The 21,041-nt window shown below is 62.3% G+C and carries 18 protein-coding genes; 8 read left to right on the top strand and 10 right to left on the bottom strand.

Features of this window, described 5'->3' with window-relative positions; genetic code table 11:
* Positions 1-35: 35 nt before the first annotated feature.
* Entirely contained in the window at positions 36-1,343 is a 1,308-nt protein-coding gene (locus T3A99_RS04435; RefSeq protein WP_173406934.1) for a CitMHS family transporter, read from the top strand.
* A gap of 23 nt (positions 1,344-1,366) precedes the next feature.
* Here the strand turns inward: T3A99_RS04435 and T3A99_RS04430 are convergent, their stop codons facing one another.
* Positions 1,367-2,260: an NAD(P)/FAD-dependent oxidoreductase gene (locus tag T3A99_RS04430; protein ID WP_173406933.1), complete on the bottom strand. Its 894-nt coding sequence runs from the start codon at positions 2,258-2,260 to the stop codon at positions 1,367-1,369.
* Between the two features lie 147 nt (positions 2,261-2,407).
* Between T3A99_RS04430 and T3A99_RS04425 the strand changes: the two genes are divergently transcribed.
* Positions 2,408-2,842 carry an Rrf2 family transcriptional regulator gene (locus T3A99_RS04425; protein WP_047229136.1) on the top strand — a complete coding sequence of 145 codons (435 nt, stop codon included), beginning with the start codon at positions 2,408-2,410 and terminating at the stop codon, positions 2,840-2,842.
* Between the two features lie 106 nt (positions 2,843-2,948).
* On the opposite strand, the gene T3A99_RS04420 is transcribed toward T3A99_RS04425, so the two are convergent.
* The 4 genes from T3A99_RS04420 to T3A99_RS04405 form a co-directional block, all read right to left on the bottom strand.
* Entirely contained in the window at positions 2,949-4,406 is a 1,458-nt protein-coding gene (locus T3A99_RS04420; protein ID WP_173406932.1) for an amidase, read from the bottom strand.
* Between the two features lie 17 nt (positions 4,407-4,423).
* Positions 4,424-5,683 carry an MFS transporter gene (locus T3A99_RS04415; protein WP_322833987.1) on the bottom strand — a complete coding sequence of 420 codons (1,260 nt, stop codon included), beginning with the start codon at positions 5,681-5,683 and terminating at the stop codon, positions 4,424-4,426.
* Positions 5,684-5,693: 10 nt separating this feature from the next.
* Positions 5,694-6,626, bottom strand: coding sequence for a SphA family protein (locus T3A99_RS04410; protein ID WP_076384567.1), 933 nt, complete (start codon positions 6,624-6,626; stop codon positions 5,694-5,696).
* Between the two features lie 69 nt (positions 6,627-6,695).
* Positions 6,696-7,688: a helix-turn-helix domain-containing protein gene (locus T3A99_RS04405; protein ID WP_047229139.1), complete on the bottom strand. Its 993-nt coding sequence runs from the start codon at positions 7,686-7,688 to the stop codon at positions 6,696-6,698.
* 151 nt (positions 7,689-7,839) lie between these two features.
* Between T3A99_RS04405 and T3A99_RS04400 the strand changes: the two genes are divergently transcribed.
* Positions 7,840-8,850, top strand: a complete 1,011-nt coding sequence (locus tag T3A99_RS04400) for a GlxA family transcriptional regulator (RefSeq protein ID WP_047229184.1) — start codon at positions 7,840-7,842, stop codon at positions 8,848-8,850.
* A gap of 25 nt (positions 8,851-8,875) precedes the next feature.
* On the opposite strand, the gene T3A99_RS04395 is transcribed toward T3A99_RS04400, so the two are convergent.
* Positions 8,876-9,817 (bottom strand): LysR substrate-binding domain-containing protein, encoded by a 942-nt coding sequence (locus T3A99_RS04395; RefSeq protein ID WP_047229140.1) that lies wholly within the window; start codon positions 9,815-9,817, stop codon positions 8,876-8,878.
* 562 nt (positions 9,818-10,379) lie between these two features.
* Between T3A99_RS04395 and T3A99_RS04390 the strand changes: the two genes are divergently transcribed.
* The 5 genes from T3A99_RS04390 (at position 10,380) to T3A99_RS04370 (ending at position 15,523) form a co-directional block, all read left to right on the top strand.
* A complete protein-coding gene (locus T3A99_RS04390; RefSeq protein WP_416221544.1) occupies positions 10,380-11,831 on the top strand; it encodes a sensor histidine kinase in 1,452 nt (483 codons plus the stop codon).
* Positions 11,828-12,478 carry a response regulator transcription factor gene (locus T3A99_RS04385; RefSeq protein ID WP_322833985.1) on the top strand — a complete coding sequence of 217 codons (651 nt, stop codon included), beginning with the start codon at positions 11,828-11,830 and terminating at the stop codon, positions 12,476-12,478. Before T3A99_RS04390 ends, T3A99_RS04385 begins: the two co-directional genes overlap by 4 nt.
* A gap of 101 nt (positions 12,479-12,579) precedes the next feature.
* Positions 12,580-12,954 carry a response regulator transcription factor gene (locus T3A99_RS04380; protein WP_316911774.1) on the top strand — a complete coding sequence of 125 codons (375 nt, stop codon included), beginning with the start codon at positions 12,580-12,582 and terminating at the stop codon, positions 12,952-12,954.
* 244 nt (positions 12,955-13,198) lie between these two features.
* Positions 13,199-14,401 carry an NAD(P)/FAD-dependent oxidoreductase gene (locus tag T3A99_RS04375; RefSeq protein WP_322833984.1) on the top strand — a complete coding sequence of 401 codons (1,203 nt, stop codon included), beginning with the start codon at positions 13,199-13,201 and terminating at the stop codon, positions 14,399-14,401.
* 210 nt (positions 14,402-14,611) lie between these two features.
* Positions 14,612-15,523, top strand: a complete 912-nt coding sequence (locus T3A99_RS04370; protein ID WP_107322443.1) for a LysR substrate-binding domain-containing protein — start codon at positions 14,612-14,614, stop codon at positions 15,521-15,523.
* A 31-nt stretch (positions 15,524-15,554) separates the two neighbouring features.
* Here T3A99_RS04370 and T3A99_RS04365 read toward each other — a convergent pair whose 3' ends face one another.
* The 4 genes from T3A99_RS04365 to T3A99_RS04350 form a co-directional block, all read right to left on the bottom strand.
* Complete coding sequence (locus T3A99_RS04365; protein WP_322833983.1) at positions 15,555-16,595, bottom strand: ABC transporter substrate-binding protein; 1,041 nt, start codon at positions 16,593-16,595, stop codon at positions 15,555-15,557.
* A 50-nt stretch (positions 16,596-16,645) separates the two neighbouring features.
* The gene (locus tag T3A99_RS04360) at positions 16,646-18,028 is read right to left on the bottom strand and encodes an aspartate aminotransferase family protein (protein WP_322833982.1); all 1,383 of its coding nucleotides are present in this window, start codon (positions 18,026-18,028) and stop codon (positions 16,646-16,648) included.
* On the bottom strand, positions 18,025-19,473 hold the full coding sequence (locus T3A99_RS04355) for an APC family permease (protein ID WP_322833981.1): 1,449 nt from the start codon (positions 19,471-19,473) through the stop codon (positions 18,025-18,027). Before T3A99_RS04355 ends, T3A99_RS04360 begins: the two co-directional genes overlap by 4 nt.
* 66 nt (positions 19,474-19,539) lie before the next feature.
* Positions 19,540-21,033, bottom strand: coding sequence for an aldehyde dehydrogenase (locus T3A99_RS04350; RefSeq protein WP_322833980.1), 1,494 nt, complete (start codon positions 21,031-21,033; stop codon positions 19,540-19,542).
* Positions 21,034-21,041 lie beyond the last annotated feature (8 nt).

The following is a 21,041-nucleotide window of genomic DNA, read 5'->3' as shown; positions in this document are numbered from 1 at the left end:
GTACCGTCGACAACAATAAAAAGAGAGGCTGCACCATGATTACAACGTTGGGTTTTTTGATGATGCTGGTCATCATCGGGCTGATATTGCTGCGCAGGATCAGCCCCGTCGTCGCCTTCACCACCCTCCCCGTCGCCGCTTGCCTGCTGGCCGGTTTCAACCCCGGACAGATCGGCGAGTTCATCAAGGCCGGGCTGATCACCGTGGCGCCCACCGCCGCGCTGTTTCTGTTTGCCATTCTGTTCTTCGGGATCATGCGTGATCGCGGGCTGTTCGACCCGCTGGTCAACCTGCTGATCCGCAGTACCGGTGGCAAGCCGCTGGCTGTGGCGCTGGTCACGGTGCTGGTGACGTCAGTGGTGCATCTGGACGGGGTGGGCGCCGCGACATTTTTACTGACCATTCCGGCGCTGTTGCCGTTGTACAAGCGCCTGAACATGAGCCCGGCCATGCTGTTGTGCCTGGTGGGCACCACCGCCGGGGTCATCAACATGGTGCCTTGGGGTGGCACCACCGCTCGGGCTGCCGCAGTTTCCGGGCTGGACGCCACGGAGCTTTGGCTAGGTTTACTGCCGGTGCAGTTGGTGGGGCTGGTCTGCATGTTGCTGGTGGCCACCGTGCTGGGCTCGCGAGCCCAGCGTCGCCGGCCAATGTCACTGGGAGCGGCCGCCAGCGTCGATCTGGACAGTCTGTCCACCGAAGGTCGCGAGTTCGGCCTCTCGCCCCGCAACCTGCGGTACTGGCTGAACGTGGCCCTGACCGGCGCGATCCTGGCTTGCCTGTTCACCGGTATCTTTCCGCTCTATGCCTGTTTCATGGTGGGATTGGGCATTGCCCTGCCGCTGAACTTCCCTTCCCTGGATACCCAGGCCGAACGTCTCAAGGCCCACGCATCCGATGCCCTGCAAATGGTGCTGGTGATGATGGCCGCCGCCGTGTTGCTGGGGGTGCTGTCCGGGGCAAAAATGTCCGACGGCATGGCCTTGGCGCTGATCGACTTTCTGCCTGGCGGATCCGCTCAGTACCTGCATGTGATCGTCGGATTCTTTGGCGTTCCCCTGGGGATGATCTTTTCGCCGGACGCCTACTACTTTGCCCTGTTGCCGGTGATCAGGGATGTGGCCGCCGCCGCGGGCGTTCCCCTGGAAGCGGTGGCCCGGGCCATGCTGATCGGTGAAAACACCGGTTTCTCCATCAGCCCGGTGGTGCCCAGCGTGTATCTGGCCCTGGCGTTGTCCGGCGTCGAGTTGCGCAAACACATGGCCTACACCTTTTTCTGGGCCTGGGGCGTCAGCCTGGTGATGCTCGCCTTCGCCGTGGCGACCGGGGCGGTACAGGTTTAGGGGGCAGCGCGGGAAGCGGGTTTTCAGTGTGCGCCGAAGATCAACGATCGGTGCACGCCCGATCCCGCCCGCACACCATCGCCCACCGACAGTGCCACCGAGCCGAACGGCATGGCCGCATCACCACAGGCAAACACTCCCGGCACGCTGGTTTCGCGGGTCATGTCAGTCTGGATGAAGGCACCGAGCGGGCCGTCCTCGAACTCACACCCCAGAGATGCGGCCAACGAGCTGCCCACGCGGGTACGGGGCAAGACGAACAGACCATCGATGGCAACTACGCGCCCCCCTTCCAGGACCACATTGGCCCGCTCGCCTTCAATGCGTTCGACCGGTTCGGCTACCAGCGTCACCCCACGTAGTTCCAGGCTGGCCCGCTGCTCCGGGTCGGGCTCGAATACGCCATTGGTGAAGAACGTCGTCGGCCCCCAGTCGGGAAGCATCAAGGCGTGGTGCAGCGACATTGGCGACGTCGCCAGCACGCCTATCGGCCCTTGGTCCAACTCATAGCCGTGGCAGTAAGGACAGTGGAAAACGCTTTTGCCCCAGCGCTCAGCCAGGCCTTGCACCGCCGGCAAATCATCGACCACTCCGGTGGCCAGCAGCAGGCGTTGGGCTTGGAAATGTTGCCCACGGGCAGTTTCCAGGGTGAAGCCGCCCTCCTCCTTGCGCGCCTGGACCACGGTGTCCGACACCCACTCCACCGTCGGATAAGCCATGAGCTGGGCGCGGGCATCCTCGGCGATGTCAGCGGGTGCGCGGCCATCCTGGCCAAGAAACCCATGGGAAGTCGCGGCGAACCGGTTACGGCGTTGCCCCCCATCGATCACCAGCACCTTTCGCCGAGCCCGTGCCAGTTGAAGTCCTGCCGACATACCCGCGTAGCTGCCGCCTGTAATGATGACGTCGTAGCCCATGATCTTTCTCCAAGGGTGGTTTTCGAAGGACCGCTAAAGTCTCGACACATCGTAAGTTCCTTGAAAAGCGCCTGTCAACGATCTCGTAACTTTTGCAATTACAGGCGATACTCCACCCCGTCTCAACCACAGAACAACGCCGTTACCATGAGAAACGACACGCGCCTGTCCCGCATGCTTCATGTACTCATCCACATGGACCGTCACCAGCAATCCGCCACCTCCGACACCATCGCGCAGATGCTCGGCACCAACCCAGTGGTGGTGCGCCGGACCATGGCGCTGCTCAAGGAACAGGGCTATGTCACGTCAGAGAAAGGCCATCGCGGCGGCTGGACGTTGAGCAAATCCCTGGCAGAGATGACCCTGCTCGACATCCATCAGGCCTTGGGTAGCACGTCGATTTTTGCCATCGGCCTGTCCACCGATCACCCGCAGTGCCTGGTGGAACAAGCGGTGAATGCGGCGCTGACGGATGCGTTCGATGAGGCTCAGGCGTTGCTGCTCAAGCGTTTGGGCAGCATCACTCTGGCGCAGTTAGCGGAGGATTTTGATCAGCGTTTTAGGGAGGGGCACGGCTGAGTGGTGGGAAGCGGGCCTGATCAGGCATCGAGATCGGCATTCCATCGACGCTGGATGTGCCGTGCTTGGAACCGGCCCGCTTCACTTTATTGAGACATCGCCGTCTTCAACGACGACAGGCGTTCACCGCAGGCACCCGGCCACGCCACGGCTGGGCGCGTTCCAATTGCGCGGCCAGGGCCAGCAGGGTGCTTTCTTCGCCAAAGCGACCGGCGAAGTGCGCGCCCATCGGCAGGCCGTTGCTGCTCCAGGACAACGGCACGGACATCGCCGGCTGACCGCTGGCATTGAATAGCGCGGTGAATGGCGAGTAGCTGTGGTAACGCTCCAGCAGTTGATCGAGGCTCATGCACACGTCCTCAACGTCCAGCTCGCCAATCGGTACCGGTTCACGGGTCAGGACCGGGGTGAGGATCAGGTCGTAATCGTGCATGAACGTCGCCAGTTGTCGACCCAGGGTATGAATCCACTCCACTGCAGCCGCGTACTGGGCGCCGCTGACGTTGCCCTTGTCCCGCAGGATGATCCGGGTGCGCACCTCCAGCTCCTCGGCCTGTACCGCGAACCCGCGCATCTGGCCCAGCAGGTCAACGTAATGGCGAGTGCTTGCGCCGATGATGGTGAAGACCTGATCGAGAAACTCCGGTAATACCACCGGTAGGTTTACCGGTTCGACACGGTGGCCGAGGGACTCACACAACCGCGCCGCCTCGCCTACGGCCTGCAGGCTCTGTGGCGATGTTGGCCAGGGACCGAGTTGCTCCACCAGGGCAATGCGCAACGGTTGCGGATCGCGCTGCAACGCCGTCACATAGGGCAACGTCTGGACCGGCGCGGCATAGGGCGCTCCCAGGTCCATTCCGGCGGTGGCGTCCAACAGCGCGGCGCTGTCGCGCACCGACAAGGTGATCGCATGGGGCGTGCCCATCCCCGCCCACCCCTCGCCGATCATCGGCCCGGACGGCAGCAGGCCGCGGCTTGGCTTGAACCCGAAGACGCCACAGCATGACGCCGGCACGCGCAACGACCCGCCGCCATCGTTGCCGTGGGCGAACGGCACGACCCGGGCCGCCACCAGCGCTGCCGCGCCACCGCTGGAACCACCGGCGCTATGCCGGGTGCTCCAAGGGTTTCGGGTGGCGCCAAACCGCGAAGATTCGGTGGAGTACGACGTGCCAAACTCCGGTGAAGTGCTGGTGCCCATTACCTGACACCCCGCACGGCGCAAGCGGGTGACGACTTCGGATTCGAAATCCGCGCGAAAATCGCCCAATGAGCGTGAACCGTTGGTCATTGCCGCCCCCGCAACGGGCGAAAACAGGTCCTTGATCAACGTCGGCACGCCCGCCAACAGACCTTGCCCGACCTCAGGCGTGTCGGCCGCTTCCCGCGCCGAATCGTATAACCGCTCGGCCACCGCATTGAGCTGCGGTTCGACCCGTTCAAGACGTTCGATGGCCGCCTCCAGCAGTTCGCCGGGGCGGATCTCGCCGCGCCTGACCCACTCGGCCAGTGCGCTGGCGTCTTCGTTGTCCATCAAGTGATGGATGTCTTGCATGCCCATGCTTCAGATTCCTTGTTTCATGACGATTGACGGGAGCCGAGAGTGGTCGCCTGACCATGGCCTCGAGTACGCAGACCGACAGCGATCCACAGCAGCGCGGCGGCAAAACTGGCGACTGCCAGCCATTGGATCGACTGGCGCAGATCGCTGGCGAAGGCGCCCACAGAGGCCACCACCAGCGGACTAACGAACTGGCCGATATACAGAAACGAGGTGAACCCACCCAGGCCACGGCCGCGGGTGCTGGCAGTCAAGGCATTCATCACGGGAGCCATCACGTTGGGCACCAGCAATCCGGAACCCAGGCCCTGAATGAAGACCGCCACCAGCACGGCGTTGTAGCTCTGGGCGCGCATCAGCAGCCAGAGCCCAAGCCCTATCAGACTCAGCAACAGCGCGTTGCAACCGGCAATGCCGAAGCGACGGCGCAGCAAGGGCCACATCAACGAACCGCCCAGGGTCGCCAGCAGGCTCAAGCCTGCCGCCATGCCGATCAGTGTGCTGGAGGCGATGCCCAGGCTGACCAACAGCGTCGGTGCCTGGATCGGCACGACGAAGGTCAGCACCATGCCGCCCAGAATCATCAGGTAACCGATCACCAGCGACCGTACCGCGACCTTGGCCGGACCCGATTCGTCCGCTTGCTGCTCGGCCCTTGGTCGCTTGGCCATCGACGGCTCCCACAGCACCTTCATCATGGCGGGCACCAGCAACAATGGCAGCAGGTACAAAAGGAACGGCGAGCGCCACGAATGCTCCCCGAGCGCCCCACCCACCACAAAAAACAGCGCTCCCACCAGGCCGATGGTCACCACTTGCCGGTTGACGTAGCGCAAGCGCTCTTCGCCGTGCCAGTAGTCAGCAATGAGGGCCGCGCAACAGGTCATCACCGCCGCCTCGGCGCAGCCGAACAGCAGCCGGGTGCCGACAATCGCCGGCAGGTTATCGAGCATCGCCGGCAGCGCGCCGAGCACTGCGTAGAGCAACGTGGCAATCACCAGCAGCGCCTTGCGCCCGACCCGGTCCGCCAGCCAACCGGCCAACGGCGCGCACAGGGCAATGGTCAGGGCCGGCCCGGTGATCGCCAGCGGCACCAGCAGATCGGCTCGCGGCTCCATGGGACCGAATTCGGCGCCCAAACGGGGCAAGATGGGTGCGACCATCACCGAGCCCATGATGGTCAGGCTGCTGCCGAGCATCAGCACCAGCCCTTCACGCCGACCCGTGGCCTGGCGTGACGGGGCTGCGGCCGTTGAAATGGAACTTGATTGGTTCATGGGAGCCCCTTTAGAAACTGTGAGAAATGCGCAGTGCCGTGGTGTAGCCCTCGGCACGGTTACGCGCGTCGAACTCCTTGTAGACGTGCAGCCATACCGGCGGCATACCGGGCTTGAAGTAGCTCACCGCCGGCCCGACGGCCATCACCCGGGCGCGATTGCCCGATTGCAGCCCTGGCGCATCGTCATCGCTGAACTGGCGGTAGTAATACCCGCCCACGCCCACGGTCCAGGGCCCGACGTGCTGGCCCACCGCGAATTCGTGGCGGTACTCGACGCCGCTCTTGTAGTCAGTGGCCGGGTTGCGTGTGTTGATGTCGACTTCGAAACTGGAAGACACTTCGAAGCCGCTGTCGGAGATGTAAGTGGCGTTGAGGATCGGCGAAAAGGTCCAGTGGTTGAGCCCCGGTGAAATCAGCCGGTTCTTGTCATAGTCGCCAGTCGGTGCCTGGATCTGGAACTGGGTGTTGACGAACAGGTTGGGCGATAGGGTCCACTGCAGGATCAGCGGCAACAACTGGATGTCGGCCATGCGAAACGGATCGGCCGCAAGGTCCAGCGGACCGATAGGCGTCTGCACCTGTACCGAAGCGTCCATCTGGAAGAACGGCACCACGGCGCCGAAGCCATATTTGGCGCCCAGCACGGTGTAATCGGTCATGCGCATATAGGCGACGCCGATGGACAGCACATCCAGAGAGAAATTGTTGTCCACGGACTTGCCGTGGCGGTCCTTCTGCACGTTGGCCGAATAGAACGCGGTGCGCAGGCCGACGGTGCCAAAGGGCGTGGCCGGCGGCATCATGCCCGCGCCGAAATCATAGACCCCGACCGCCGTGGTCGGCGCACCGTTTTCGGTGCCATGGGCAGCGCCCCCCATACCGATCAGCCCCAAGGTCAACCAAGTACAGCGCCAGGCGTTTGCTTTTTTATTTTGATTCATCGAATGCCCCTCCAACCCTGTGGTGTTGGGGTCATCCTAGGGAGCCGGCCGGTCAGCCGTTATCCGTTTTCAGCACAGATGCGTGCGACGCAGGGTTTGGGAAGGTGTCTCGCCGAACAGCACCCGATAATCGCTGGAAAAGCGGCTCAAGTGCCAGAAGCCCCAGCGTGCCGCCACCTCCTGGACGCCCAGGGCCTGATCCCCGTTGCGCAGTTCACGGCGCACGGCATTGAGGCGCAACGCTCGTAAATAGGCCACCGGATTGATACCCAGGGTTTCCTGGAAGCAATACTGCAGTTTGCGTCGGCTGGCCCCGATGTGGTTGCACAGGTCGAGGATCGACAGCGGCTCATCGACATGGGCCAAGGCGTACTCCCGGGCGCGGTCGACCATGCGCTTGCGCGCCGTGGGGCTGAGCGGCGGCGCCTCGTCCGGTGCCACCAGTTCCAGTATGTGCAGCATCACCGTGTCACGCAGGCCACGACGAATCGACTCGTAACCCAGCAACGAGTCACGCCCCTGCTCGCCCCCTTCAAGCTCATCGAATAACGCCGCAAGCTCGGCGGGCAGCGTCGAGTTGCCGAGACGGTAACACTTGGGAAGATCGGTAATTCGAAAGCGGCTGCCTTGACGTTCCAGCACATGCTCCAACGCCTGCTCGTCGATGGCGACACCGAGCAGATCCAGATGTTGGGGCGTGCGCAGCTCGGGCAGGTTATGCCCACGGGCGACCAACAGGCTGGGCTCGACAATCGGGTGCCCGGAACAAAAGACCGGCCCGTCCGCACTCAGCGGCACGCTGAAGGTGATGGCGCCCTCCCAGGCCGTGCCTTGCTTGGTCAGAGCCTGATTAGAGCGGTCGCGCACCAGTTGCATCCACTCCGAGCGGAACTCGATCAACTCGCCGTCGAAGCGCCCGGGGGTCAACTGGTCGTAGCAAACCTGCCAACCGCCCATGTTCCGGGCGTGCTCGTCGATGTCTGTGGTGCGGAACCGATTGATCGGCAGCATCGGCAGTCCCTCCGACGAGACCGCTGGTTGCGCCATGTTGTCATTGTTCATTGACCCGACCTTTGATGATTCCAGGGCTTATGGATCAAAGCTCAGGCAAGTTCCATTCCGCTGGGTAGGCCATTCGTTCAATTGTGCCGAAAACGGATAGACTCTTTCACCGGCCCTGACAAACACCCCGCGCGAAACGATCATGAACGAGATGACCCTGGATGTCGGCCTCGCCGCCGAGTCCATTTCCCAACCGCGCACCCTGGTATTCCTGGCCTATCCGCAAATGGGCTTGCTGGACCTGACCGGCGCCCAAACAGTGTTCTGGGCCGCCACCAAGGCCATGACCGAACGCGGCCTGCCCGGCTACGCCATGCACACCGCCAGTCTGGCAGGCGGATTGATGCAAAGCGCCGAAGGCCTGGTCGTGGATACCCGTGCCCTGCGGGAGCTCGACGGGACGCTCATCGATACGCTGATTGTCCCCGGCGCACCGGACATTCGGCAGGCGATGATCGACTGTGTCGATCTGGTGCAATGGCTGCGCATTGCCTCGGTCCAGGCCAGGCGCACCGCATCGGTGTGCAGCGGCACTTTCCTCATGGCCCAGGCCGGCTTGCTGGACGGACGCCGGGCCGCCACCCATTGGGCCATGTGCGAGATGCTCAAGAGTGGTTTCCCGTCGGTTGAGGTGGATCTTGATGCGATCTTCATCCAGCAGGACAACGTCTGGACCTCGGCCGGTGTCAGCGCGGGCATCGACATGGCCCTGGCATTGGTCGAAGCCGATTGCGGTCGCGACGTGGCCCTGCAGGTGGCCCGTGAGCTGGTGGTGTTTCTCAAACGCCCCGGCGGTCAGGCGCAGTTCAGCCAACTGTTGCAATTGCAGATGCAGGAGAGCGCCGGCTTCGATGAACTGCACGTGTGGATTTGCGCACATCTGGACGACAACAACCTCACCGTCGAGCGACTGGCCCGCGAGGCCAGGATGAGCCCGCGCAATTTTGCCCGGGTCTACAAACGCCAGACCGGCCGCACCCCGGCCAAAGCCATCGAGATGTTCCGCCTTGAGGCGGCGCGGCGAATGCTGGAAGACTCTCAGCGCAACATCGACCAGATCGCCCGCGCCTGCGGTTTCGGTGACGAGGAACGAATGCGTCACACATTTCAGCGTCACCTGTCGATTTCCCCCCGCGAGTATCGCAGCCGGTTTTCCCGTTAAGCGCGAAACTTGCGCTACTGGCCTGTCAGGCCACTTTCCAGGATCGCGCCTGCGAGTCGCCCTGCTCAGCCAGGAGTGCGCTGCAACGGGAGCGCAGCCAACGCTCCCCCGGATCATTGTGCGAAGCACCGCGCCAGACCATGGAAAGCTCGTGCTGGGGCAAACAGATCGGGGCCGCTTGAGCCCGCATACCAGCCACCACGGCCATCGCCAGGGCAACGTAATCCGGCACGATAGCAATCATGTCGCTCCCGGCCAACAGCATGGGCAAGGCGCTGAACTGCGGCACGGTCAACACCACCCGGCGCTGTCGGCCCATCAGGCATAACGCCCGGTCCGAATCATCGATGACATTGCCCATGGACGACACGATGGCATGGGGCCGACGGCAGAATTCATCCAGGGTCAGTTCGCCGGGCTGCGAATCGGCGCGCAGCAGCATCGGTCGAATCGGCCGCAGCGTCTTGCGCCGGGCATTGGCCGGCAGCTCCAGGGTCGGGCTGATGCCCAGGGATATCTCGCCGCTGGCCAACAGCTGGGACACCTGCCATTGATCGGCCCGGCGCACCACCAAGGTGGTGCCCGGTGCCTCGATCCGCAGGCGCCGCAACAACTCCGGCAGCAGTGCGTACTCGACGTCATCGCAAAGGCCGATATGGAAGGTCGCCTCGCTGGTGGCTGGCTCGAACGCCTGGCAGCGGCTCAAGGCTGCGGCGATGCCGTCCAGCGCCGGTGACAGATTGGAGAAGATTTCCCGCGCCCGGGAGGTCGGTTCCATCAACCGCCCCGAACGGATGAACAAGGGATCATCGAACATCAACCGCAGGCGTGCCAGGGCACTGCTGATCGTTGGCTGGCCGAGGAACAGCTTTTCGCTGACGCGGGTCACGTTTCGCTCGTGCATCATGGTTTCGAAGACCACCAGCAAATTGATGTCAGCACGACGCAGGTCATTTCTGTTCATCATCGTCGTCGCCCCAGGCGCCAGGCCATTGAGTCAGGAGTGGACAAGATCATCGCCTGCGCCCTCCATCAAGGCCTACGGCGACGAGGTGTTGAAAGCGTAATCCCCGAGGCAAGCCAGTGTCTGTTGTACGTGGGGACACTCCACCCACCCTTTGGGCGGCTTCATCGATACTTCGGTATATACCAAGCCCTGTGGCGAACACTGCCTTAGTGGCGAGGGGATTTATCCCCGTTGGGCTGCGCAGCAGCCCTAAAGCAGTGAACTCAATCTTCCTGGCACACCGAGTTGCCTGGTTTGGGGGCCGCTGCGCAGCCCAGCGGGGATAAATCCCCTCGCCACAAATAAAGTATTGGCACGGCCTGGCGGAATTTCAGGGTTTTATGTCCTACCTCAGCCCAAGCGGCGCTTCTAAGATACGAACCGATGCTCTGTCCCCCGACATCCCAGAGCGAGACCACGTAAAAACAAAAGGTCTGCCAGCGTGCCCCTACCCTCCGCGATGCTCAAGAACGTCTATGACAGCCTGCGATACGCCCCATGCCAGAAGGGGCCGCGACTGTCGATGGGAATCAGTACCCATCCGCTGGTCAACGCCCTCGGCTGGCTGGTAGGCCTGGTGGTGGCTTGCGGGATTGTCATCATCAACTCCGAGACCCATTCCGACCTGGCGCCGACCCTGCTGTACATCACCTTGTTGTTGATGGCGGCCAACCTGTTCTCCATCAATCTGGTGATCACCGTCGCGCTGATGTGCATGGGCTTGCTCACCGCGATGTTCTTGTACAACGGCGGCTATCACCGCTGGGAATCGACCACCGGTTTCTTTCGCTGCCTGACCGCATTGTCCGCCATTGCGTTCCTGGCGCTGCGCAGCAAGCAGGCTTCCGACAGCCTGCGGCACAACGAGGCTTACCTGATCGGCGCTCAGCGCCTGAGCCAGACCGGCAGCGTGGGCTTTCGCGGCGATCGCCAAGCGTTGACCTGGTCGCAGGAGTCGGCACGGATTTTCGAGTACTCGCCCAACAAGACACCGACGGTGTCGATGATGCTGGCGCGCACTCACCCTGAAGACCTGGAGTTGGCACGCGGGGTTTTCCAACAGGCCGCCGCTGGTGAACCGCAGATCGAGGTCAAGCTGCGCCTGCTGATGCCTGATGGGCGCATCAAGCACATCCACATGATCGCCAGCCCCCTGCTCGTCCAGCATGGCCGTTTCCAGTACTTGGGTGCGCTCATGGACGTCACCGCCAGCAAGCAGGCCGAAGACGCATTGTTCCGCGCCCAGAGCCAATTGGCCCACGTCACGCGCTTGACCTCCCTGGGGGAAATGGCCGCGTCCATCGCCCACGAGGTCAATCAGCCACTGACGGCCATCACCAGCAGTGGCGAGGCCTGCCGCCGCTGGCTCAAACGTCCGGAGCCCGATCTCGGGGAAGCCCTGGATTGCCTCGACCGAATCGTCGCCAACGGCTGTCGCGCCAGCGAGGTCATCAGCGGTATCAGAGCGCTGTCGCGCAAATGCGACCCGGTGCGCCAGCCCGAGCCGCTGGACGACATCGTCCGCGAGACCCTGAACCTGGTCCAGCAGCAACTGGCTCATCATAAAGTCCGGGCGAAGGTGGAGCTGGCAGCGACCGACAGCCAGGTCAGCGCAGACCGGGTGCAACTGCAGCAAGTGATCATCAACCTGATCATCAATGCCTGCCACGCCATGGACGCAGTCAAGGCACACGAACGAACCCTGCACATACGCACCTGGATGGGTGATGACGAAGTTCTGCTGGAGGTGACTGACCACGGAACCGGCATTGCCCCCGAGGTCCTGCCGTCCTTGTTCAATGCGTTTTTTACCACCAAGGAAAACGGCCTGGGCATGGGCCTTTCCATCTGCCGGTCCATCATCGACTTCCATGACGGCAGGATCTGGGCGACCAGCGAGGCCGGCCAAGGCACCTCGTTCAGGTTCGCGCTACCGCGGCTCACGGGCACCGCTCTGTCGGGGAGCGGGAAATGAACGCCATGCAGCCCACGAAACCGGTCCTCGGCAACGAGCCCATCGTCTATATCGTTGACGACGACGCACCGCTGCGCCAAGCCCTCGGCAGTCTCCTGCGCTCCATCGGCCTGCAGGTGCATCTGTTCGATTCGGTCGCACAGTTCATGAACCATTCCAGGCCCGACCTGCCCAGTTGCCTGGTTCTGGATGTACGGCTGCAAGGCATCAGCGGCCTGGAGTGCCAACGGGCGCTGGCCGCGGCCAACGTCCATCTGCCCATCGTGTTCATGACCGGTCACGGTGATATCGCCATGACCGTGCGGGCGATGAAGGCCGGTGCCGTGGATTTCCTCGCCAAGCCGTTTCGCGAACAAGACCTGATCGACGCCGTGACCGCCGCCCATCAACAGGACTGCCAGCGGCGCGACGCCGAACGCAGCCATCAGCAAGTGCTTGGCCGTTACGCCACATTGACCCCGCGCGAGCAACAGGTCATGGCGCTGGCGGCGTCAGGCCTGATGAACAAGCAGATCGCTGGGGAACTGGGCTTGAGCGAAATCACGGTCAAGATTCACCGCGGCCAAGCCATGCGCAAAATGTGCGCAGGCTCGTTTGCCGATCTGGTCCGCATGGCCCAGGTGCTGGAATGGCGTGGCGAGCAGTAGAAAGTTCATACACACGTATACTTGGCGGGACTATTGGACGGCGTATCTTGCAGTGATACAGGCGCCTTTATGGCTACCTGATATCACCTCCGGGTATCGACATGTCCAATACCGCAACTATTTCAATTGTTGATGATGACGAGTCAGTTCGAATTGCACTGGATGGCTTGTTACGTTCCCACGGATATCGGGTTACAACATACGCGGGCGCCTTGGACTTTTTATCTTCCTGTGAACTTGAAAACACAGCGTGCCTGATATCGGATATTCAAATGCCTGGCATGACCGGTATTCAGCTGTACGATCGACTGTCGACCCTGGGCATTCATATCCCGATCATTTTCATTAGCGGATACCCTGGCGTGCCACCCCGTGTCAGCGCCGGTGCGCCCGAGCCGGTGGCGTTTTTCCCGAAGCCCTTCGACTGCGCTCAATTGATCGCCTGCATCGAGTCGGTAGTTGGCCGGCCTTCCTGATGCCGCGCCATCGTCGCGACCTCATACCTTTGTATAGATCCCCCCTACCCAGGCATAGGCCGGATGACCTTATGTAGAAGTGTTAAACACAGGCCCTGCCAATAAGCTTCCCTACAGCGAACTGAAATTGAATGTGCTCGATGGCAACTCATTGCAGCCAGGCGCTTTTGGAGTAGTTCGCGACACGGTCACGCTGAAACAGTTAAACAATTCAACGTATCGATTTTGTCTTCGGGAGCTCATCATGAAACAACATATTCTGGTTGTTGGCGCAGGTTTCGGCGGGGTCTGGAGCGCATTGAGCGCCGCCCGGCTGCTGGACCAACACGATCGTAATGACGTGCAGATCAGCGTCCTGGCCCCCCAGGCTGAGCTGCGCATCCGTCCTCGTTTCTATGAGCCGGACGTCCACACCATGGCCGCCCCGCTCGGTGGCCTGTTCGACGCGGTGGGCGTGAAATTCGTACAAGGTTCGGCGAGCCGTATCGATGTCGACAACAAACAGGTCGCCTACGTGGATGTGTTCGGCACCGAGGGCAGCCTGGGCTACGACCGTCTGGTGCTCGCGGCGGGCAGCCAACTGGTCCGCCCAGACCTTGAAGGCATGATCGAACATGCTTTCGACGTTGATGAAATCGAACAGGCAACCCGCCTCGAAGCCCATATCAAGTCCCTGAAAAATCTTCCGGACAGACCGGCCCGCAACACCGTGGTGGTGGCCGGCGGCGGCTTTACCGGGATCGAAACCGCCACCGAAATGCCCGCGCGCCTGCGCGCGGTCCTGGGTGAAGACGCTAACATCCGGGTCATCGTGGTGGATCGCGGGTCGCAGATCGGCGTAGCGTTGGGCGACGGCATTCGTCCGTCCATTGTCCAAGCGTCCGAGCATCTGGGTATCGAGTGGATCGTCAACGACTCGGTCGAATCGGTGGATGCCGGTGGCGTCACCCTGTCGAGCGGCCAGCGTATCGAGTCCCATACTGTGATCTGGACCGTGGGGTTCCGCGCCAGTCCGTTGACCCAACAGATACCCGGCACTCGCGATCGCCAGGGTCGCCTGCACGTCGATGCCAACCTGAAAGTCCTGGGCCAGAACGACATATTTGCCACCGGCGACGTGGCCTATGCCGCCACCGACACCCTGGGTAACTACGCGGCCATGTCCTGCCAGCACGCCATAGCCCTGGGCCGCTATGCCGGCAACAACGTCGCGGCCGACTTGTTGGGCGTCGCGCCGATGGCCTATAGCCAACCCAAGTACGTGACCTGTCTGGACCTGGGTGCCTGGGGCGCGGTGTATACCGAGGGTTGGGATCGCCAGCTCAAGTTGGTCGGGCAGGAAGCCAAGGAGCTTAAGACCCAGATCAACACCGTGTGGATCTATCCGCCCGCGGCTGATCGCGCGACCGCCCTGGCCGCCGCCGACCCGTTGATCCCGGTGGCCTGAGTCCGTTTCCGACCCCGGCCAGTCCCTCCTTTCTGCGCCGGTCTTTCCCAGACGCCTGCCGATGATGCTTGGGCAGGCGTTTTTTTCAGGCGCTCATCCCCAAGCCAGCCTGAATATCGTCACTGCCCAGTAAAATCCGTCGCAATGCCCGCCCACTGCCCTCTGTGCACAAGGTAAGGTAGGCAAAAATCATCCGGATCGAGGTGTGCCGTGGCGTCCTATTCCTTGCGTCAGCTGAAGTACTTCGTCACCACCGTCGAATGTGGCAGCGTCGCCGAAGCCTCCCGCAAGCTGTACATCGCCCAGCCCTCGATTGCGACCGCCGTCAAAGGGCTGGAAGACAGTTTCGGCGTGCAGCTGCTCATCCGTCACCACGCCCAGGGTGTGTCGCTAACCCCCAGCGGTGCTCGCTTCTATCGCAAAGCCCAGGAACTGCTGCGCATGGCGCGAGAGTTCGAGCAGAACGCGCTGGCCGACAACGACGTGGTCAGCGGTCAGATCGACATCGGCTGCTTCGAGACTGTCGCGCCACTGTACTTGCCACGATTGATCGCCGGTTTTCGCCAGCGTTACCCCGGCGTGGAGATCCGTCTGCAGGACGGTGAGCAACAGGAACTGGTGCAAGGTTTGACGGGGGGTCGTTTCGATCTGGCGATTTTTTATGAGCACGACCTCGACGGCACCATCGAGACCGAGGCGCTGATGGCGCCGCAACGACCCTACGCACTGCTGCCAGCGGAGCACCGCTTTGCCAGCCAGGCTCAGGTGTCCCTGCGCGATCTGGCGCTGGAGCCGATGATTCTGTTGGACGTGCAACCCAGCCGGACCTATTTCGTGAGCATTTTCGAGGAGTTGGGCCTGACACCGAACATTGTTTTCAGCTCACCCTCGATCGAAATGGTGCGTGGCATGGTCGGGCAATCGTTCGGATTTGCGCTGCTGGTAACCCGGCCACATTCCACCTGCACCTACGATGGGCAGCAAGTGGTGTGCGTCAACATCGCCGAGGACGTCACCGGTTCGGCCCTGGTGGCGGGATGGCTCAAGCGCGCGCACCTGACCAAACCTGCCCAGTTGTTTGTGGATTACTGCAAAGAGCAGTTCAAACAATGGCTGGCCTGAGCCAGCCATTGAAGGTGCATGAACGTTGTGGCTAGCGGGCTGCCCAGGCGTTGAAGCGCTGCTCCAGCTCCTCACCATGGTCAACCCAGAACTCGGCATCCACGGCCCGGGCTTCGGCCAGGTTGGCCTCGGCGGTAGGCAACTGCTCCTGGACCGCTCCAGGCAACAACGCCAGCGCCTTGCGATGCACCGGCCCATAAGGGATGTTTTCCGAGAACACCTTCTGCGCCTGCGGCTGGCTGGCAAAGGCAATGAATTGCTCGGCCAGGACCTTGTTCGGCGTGCCCTTGACCACCGCCCAGTACTCCGGGTCATACAGACTTTGCGGCCAGACGATGCTCAGCTTCATGCCTTCCTTTTGCGCCGAAGCGATACGACCGTTGTAGGCGGCGCTCATCGCCACGTCCCCCGCCACCAGCCACTGCGCCGGTTGCGCACCGGCCTCCCACCACTGGATGTTCGACTTGATCTGGTCCAGCTTGGCGAACGCCCGCGACACGCCTTCGGGGGTGTTGAGCACCTTGTACAACTCCTGCGCCTCGACCCCGTCGGCCAGCAAGGCAATTTCCAGGGTGTACTTGGCCCCCTTGCGCAACCCGCGCTTGCCCGGGTATTCGGTGACGTTCCAGAAATCCGCCCAGGACTTGGGGGCCTTGGCCAACTTGCTCTGGTCATAGGCCAGGACCATCGACCAGACATACGTGGCCACGCCACATTCGGTGAGTGTTCCCGGCACAAAATTCGCCGGATCACCCAAGGCGCTCAGATCGAGTCTTTCGAACAGGCCCTCCTCACAACCGCGCAACAGCTCGGGGCTTTCGACTTCGACCACATCCCAACTGGTGTGGCCGGCCGCGACCATGGCCTTGATCTTCGATAACTCGCCATTGTATTCGCCGGCGACAATGCTTCCTGCACCGCTGGCGTTGAAGGGTTGGAAGTAGGCCTTGTCCTGGGCCTGCTTGGTGGCGCCACCAAAGGAGATCACGGTGAGGCTCTGCGGCGCGGCCAGGACGCTGCTACTCAGCAGCACCAGGGCACACGCGATATTGCAACGCAAGGATCTGGACATGAAGCGGTTCCTCGAAAGGCCGGCTCGCCCGCACGAGCCGGCGACGGGACTCAGAGGCGACCGTAAGCGCGGGCGGTGCGATCTACAGCAATACGGGTCTTGTCGACCAGTTCGTTGATGTCGGCATGGCTGGCCACCAGCGCCGGGGCCATGATCATCCGGCCCAGGGTGGAGCGGATGATCAAACCTTCCTCAAAACCAAAAGTGCGGCATTGCCAGGCCATCTCGTTCTCATTGGCAAAGCGCTTGCGACTGTCCTTGTCCTCGGCCAGTTGCAGCGCCGCCACCATCCCGGCGCCCTGGATCTGGCCAATCAGCGGGTGACCCTCGAAGGCTTCCCGCAGGCAACGCTGCAAGTACGGCCCGGTGTCCTCCTTGACCTGAGTGACAATGCCTTCGTCGCGCAGCGCCTTGAGATTGGCAAACGCCACGGCTGCTGCCACCGGGTGCCCGGAGTAGGTCAGGCCATGGGCGAACACCCCGCCCTGCTCCACCAGCACCTCAGCCATGCGCTTGGAGAGAATCAGGCCGCCCATGGGGATGTAGCCACTGGTCAGGCCCTTGGCGATGGACAGGGTGTCGGGTTCGAAACCGAAATATTCATGGGCGAACCACTCACCGGTACGGCCGAAACCGCCGATCACTTCGTCAGCGCACAACAGCACGTCGTACTGGCGGCAAATACGCTGGATTTCAGGCCAGTAACTCTCGGGCGGGAAGATCATGCCGCCGGCACCCTGGAAAGGTTCGGCCACGAACGCGGCGACATTGTCGGCGCCCAGTTCGAGAATCTTCTCCTCCAGTTGGCGCGCGGCGCGCAGACCGAATTCTGCCGGCGTCAGGTCGCCTTCGTGAGCAAACCAGTACGGTTCATCAATGTGCGCCACATCCGGGATCACCCCGCCCATTTCGTGCATGAACTTCATGCCTCCCAGGGCCGAGGCGCCCAGAGTCGAACCGTGGTAGCCATTCCAGCGGCCAATCATGATTTTCTTCTGTGGCTTGCCGAGGATCTGCCAGTAGCGACGCACCGTGCGAATCAGCACCTCGTTGGCCTCGGAGCCGGAGTTGGTGTAGATCGCGTGGCTGTAGTGCCCCGGCAGCAGGCTGAACAGCAGTTCCGACAGTTCCACCACCGCGGGATGGGTGGTGTGGAAGAACATGTTGTAGTACGGCAACTGCTCCAGCTGACGGCTCGCCGCGGCGGCCAGGTCCTGGCGCCCATAACCCAGGTTGGTGCACCACAGGCCCGACATACCATCCAGATAGCGCTTGCCGTCGTTGTCCCACAACGCCAGGCCTTCGCCGCGCACGATCACCCGGGGCCCTTCGGCATTGAGGGCCTTCTGATCGAGGAACGCATGGATATGGTGCGCCGCGTCCAGCGCCTGATACTCGCGGGTGCTGCGGGGTGGGTTCGATGGTGCGTTCATTGCAGGTCTCCTTGCTTGTTGATCTTGTCGGTATCGATGCCTTGGGCGGGTGCCAGCGGCTCAGGCTTGAACAGCGGTTTACCCATCACGCACTTGACCCACACCACCGCAATCAGCGAGACGATGCCCAGCACCGCACCGGCGCTGGTGAAGATCGGAACGGTCATTTCGGGGCTGGGGGAAACATGCCAGATGGCAAAGAGCATGCCGGCGATGCCGAACAACTGCGGCAAGGGGTAGAACGGGGTGCGGAATGGCCGGTGCACGTGCGGGTAACGCCGGCGCAAAGCGATCACGTTGATGTGGGTAATGACGTAAGCCAGCAACCAGGCCAACGCGGCAGCCAGCAGCAGAAGGTTGATCGCGTCGGGGTTGTCGTGCATCAGCAACAGCGGCAGGCCGGTGACCAATGCCACGAACAGCACCGCCACCCATGGCGCCCCGCTGCGCTTGCCCTGCAACTTGAATACCCCGAACGCCTGGCCACTGCGGGCCATGCCCAGCAACATCCGCGGAATAGCTGCAAGGGAACTGTTGAGTGTGCTGCACGTAGCGGTGATGGCGGCAGACACCAGGAACACCTGCCCCGCCTCGCCGAACACGGTGGTGGCGAACAGATAATGCGGCAGACCGTTACTGGCTAGCTCGGCCTGCGGAACGGTGAGCAAGGCCCCCAGGCAGTACAGGCAAATGATGACGAAGATCACGGTCAGACCGATCATCATCGATGCCGGGATATTGCGCTCGGGGCGCCGCGTCTCCTCCACCAGCGGGCAGACGAACTCAGCCCCGACAAAACCCCACACGGCCAGTGCCGTCAGGGCAATCACCCCCAGCCCCATCGGGTTCCAGCCAGCAGTCGCTACCAGCGTCGATACGTTGCTGACGCCTTCGCTTGTCAGCGCGCCGAGGCCCATGACCAGCAGCAAGACCGTCATCACCAGCGCCAACACGGTCTGCAGCCGCGAAAAAATATCGATGTTGAACAGATTGAGCACGGTGAACAGGCACAGCACGCCAAGGGCGACGCTCAGCGGTGGCATCGAATGCGGGTAGACCTTTTCGATGATGAACTCCATCAGCAACAACTCTGCCGACAGGGCAAACATCGCCACCACCACGTAGCCGGAGAAAGTCGCCAGAATCGCCGGGAACTGGCCGATGGCGACTTCGGTGTAACTGCTCAAGCTACCGGCGCGAGGAATCATCAGCGCCAATTCGGAAAACGAACAGGCGTAACTCAAGGCCAGCAGCCAGGCCAAGGCCAGCGGTATGATAAAACCCATGCCGGCGATCCCGGCGCCTTGCAGCATCAGCACCATGACGCCCTGGGAAACGACCAGGCCCACGGCCACCGCCAACAGGGCACTCAGGCCCAGGCGTCGACGCGGGCCACTGCGCGATGGGAGAGCGGTTTGTAACTGCACGCTTGAGGAACTGTCCATCGGTTGCTCCGTTTTCTTGTTTTAGGGAGAACAAATCGATTAAGGGGGAAGCCTGTGGAGCGGCCGTCAGCTACGCAGCTCAATCCACGTCGTCTTGAGTTGCGTGTACTTGTCGAACGAATGCAGTGACAGGTCGCGACCGAACCCCGACTGCTTGCCACCCCCAAAGGGCACCGTGACGTCCAGCGCATCCACGGTGTTCACCGAGACGGTGCCGGCATTCAGTCGGCGCGCCACGCGATGGGCGCGGTTCAGGTCATCGGTCCATAGCGATGCCGCCAACCCATAGATATGTTCATTGGCCATGGCGATCGCTTGCTCCTCATCCTCGAATGCGCTGATCGCCAGCACTGGCCCGAACACCTCTTCGCGCGCCAGCTGCATCGCGGGGGTCACCTGGGTAAAAATCGTTGGCTCGATGAAGTTGCTGGAACCCTCGAAGTTCAGTTGGCGACCGCCGCAGACCAGCCGCGCGCCTTCGGCTTGAGCCTGTTCGATGTACCGCATGATTCGCGCGGTCTGGCGGGTGTCGACGATGGCTCCGGCGCGGCTTGATGGGTCCAGTGGATTGCCTGGCTGCCAGCGCTGTGCCTGGTCGATCAAGCGCTCGACGAATTCATCGTGGATCGAACGTTGCACAAGCAACCGTGAGTTGGCTGAGCACACCTCTCCCTGGTTGAAGAAAATCCCGAACGCGGCCTTTTGCGCCGCCAGGTCCAGGTCCTGGCAATCGGCGAACACCAGGTTCGGGCTCTTGCCACCGCACTCCAGCCAAACCTGCTTGAGGTTCGATTGCGCCGAGTACTGCATGAAGTACTTGCCGACCTCGGTAGAGCCGGTGAACACCAGTGCATCGACATCCGGGTGCAAACCCAGCGCCCGCCCCGCCTGCTCACCCAGGCCCGGCACGACGTTGAGCACCCCTGGCGGCAACCCTGCCTCCAGGGCCAGTTCGGCCAGGCGAAAGGCCGAAAACGGCGACTGCTCGGCGGGCTTGAGCACCACGCTGTTGCCCGCGGCCAGTGCCGGGGCGAGCTTCCAGGCGGCCATGTCCAGCGGAAAATTCCACGGCACCACCGCCGCAATCACACCCAGCGGCACCCGCGTGATGGTAGCCAGGACATTCGCCGCCGAAGGCGCGACCTGGTCGTAGAGTTTGTCGAGGCTTTCGCCGTACCAGGCGAACACATGAGCTGCGCCGGGCACGTCGATATTCCAGGCATCCATGACCGGTTTGCCCATGCTCAGCGAGTCCAGCAGCGCCAGCTCCTCGCGGTGGGCCAACATCAATTGCGACAGACGCAGCAGCACCGCTTTGCGTTCGACCGGTGCCATGCGTGCCCACGGCCCCTGTTCGAAGGCCTTGCGGGCGCTGAGCACAGCAAGATCGACGTCTTGTTCACCGCAAGTCACCACGTTCGCCAACCGTTGTCCGGTGGCGGGGTTGATGACCTGCAACCGTGTGCCATCGACTGCCTCATGAGGCAAGCCGTCAATCAGGGCGTCATCCCTCAGGCGCAGTTGCGCGGCCCGGCTTTTCCAATCATTGAAATCGTTCACCGCAATTT

This window comes from Pseudomonas sp. N-137, assembly GCF_034555295.1.
GTDB lineage: Bacteria > Pseudomonadota > Gammaproteobacteria > Pseudomonadales > Pseudomonadaceae > Aquipseudomonas > Aquipseudomonas rhizophila.
Note: the sequence above shows the minus strand (reverse complement) of the source record. Positions and strands in the feature narration are given on the sequence as shown.

What these genes read in the sequence shown, in the direction of transcription:
- T3A99_RS04385 (WP_322833985.1), top strand. Translation starts at nt 11,828, where the DNA reads ATGAACGCCATGCAGCCCACGAAACCGGTCCTCGGCAACGAGCCCATC.
- T3A99_RS04410 (WP_076384567.1), bottom strand. Translation starts at nt 6,626, where the DNA reads ATGAATCAAAATAAAAAAGCAAACGCCTGGCGCTGTACTTGGTTGACC.
- T3A99_RS04430 (WP_173406933.1), bottom strand. Translation starts at nt 2,260, where the DNA reads ATGGGCTACGACGTCATCATTACAGGCGGCAGCTACGCGGGTATGTCG.
- T3A99_RS04435 (WP_173406934.1), top strand. Translation starts at nt 36, where the DNA reads ATGATTACAACGTTGGGTTTTTTGATGATGCTGGTCATCATCGGGCTG.
- T3A99_RS04355 (WP_322833981.1), bottom strand. Translation starts at nt 19,473, where the DNA reads ATGGACAGTTCCTCAAGCGTGCAGTTACAAACCGCTCTCCCATCGCGC.
- T3A99_RS04405 (WP_047229139.1), bottom strand. Translation starts at nt 7,688, where the DNA reads ATGAACAATGACAACATGGCGCAACCAGCGGTCTCGTCGGAGGGACTG.
- T3A99_RS04420 (WP_173406932.1), bottom strand. Translation starts at nt 4,406, where the DNA reads ATGGGCATGCAAGACATCCATCACTTGATGGACAACGAAGACGCCAGC.
- T3A99_RS04360 (WP_322833982.1), bottom strand. Translation starts at nt 18,028, where the DNA reads ATGAACGCACCATCGAACCCACCCCGCAGCACCCGCGAGTATCAGGCG.
- T3A99_RS04375 (WP_322833984.1), top strand. Translation starts at nt 13,199, where the DNA reads ATGAAACAACATATTCTGGTTGTTGGCGCAGGTTTCGGCGGGGTCTGG.
- T3A99_RS04365 (WP_322833983.1), bottom strand. Translation starts at nt 16,595, where the DNA reads ATGTCCAGATCCTTGCGTTGCAATATCGCGTGTGCCCTGGTGCTGCTG.
- T3A99_RS04390 (WP_416221544.1), top strand. Translation starts at nt 10,380, where the DNA reads ATGGGAATCAGTACCCATCCGCTGGTCAACGCCCTCGGCTGGCTGGTA.
- T3A99_RS04415 (WP_322833987.1), bottom strand. Translation starts at nt 5,683, where the DNA reads ATGAACCAATCAAGTTCCATTTCAACGGCCGCAGCCCCGTCACGCCAG.
- T3A99_RS04380 (WP_316911774.1), top strand. Translation starts at nt 12,580, where the DNA reads ATGTCCAATACCGCAACTATTTCAATTGTTGATGATGACGAGTCAGTT.
- T3A99_RS04425 (WP_047229136.1), top strand. Translation starts at nt 2,408, where the DNA reads ATGAGAAACGACACGCGCCTGTCCCGCATGCTTCATGTACTCATCCAC.
- T3A99_RS04400 (WP_047229184.1), top strand. Translation starts at nt 7,840, where the DNA reads ATGACCCTGGATGTCGGCCTCGCCGCCGAGTCCATTTCCCAACCGCGC.
- T3A99_RS04395 (WP_047229140.1), bottom strand. Translation starts at nt 9,817, where the DNA reads ATGATGAACAGAAATGACCTGCGTCGTGCTGACATCAATTTGCTGGTG.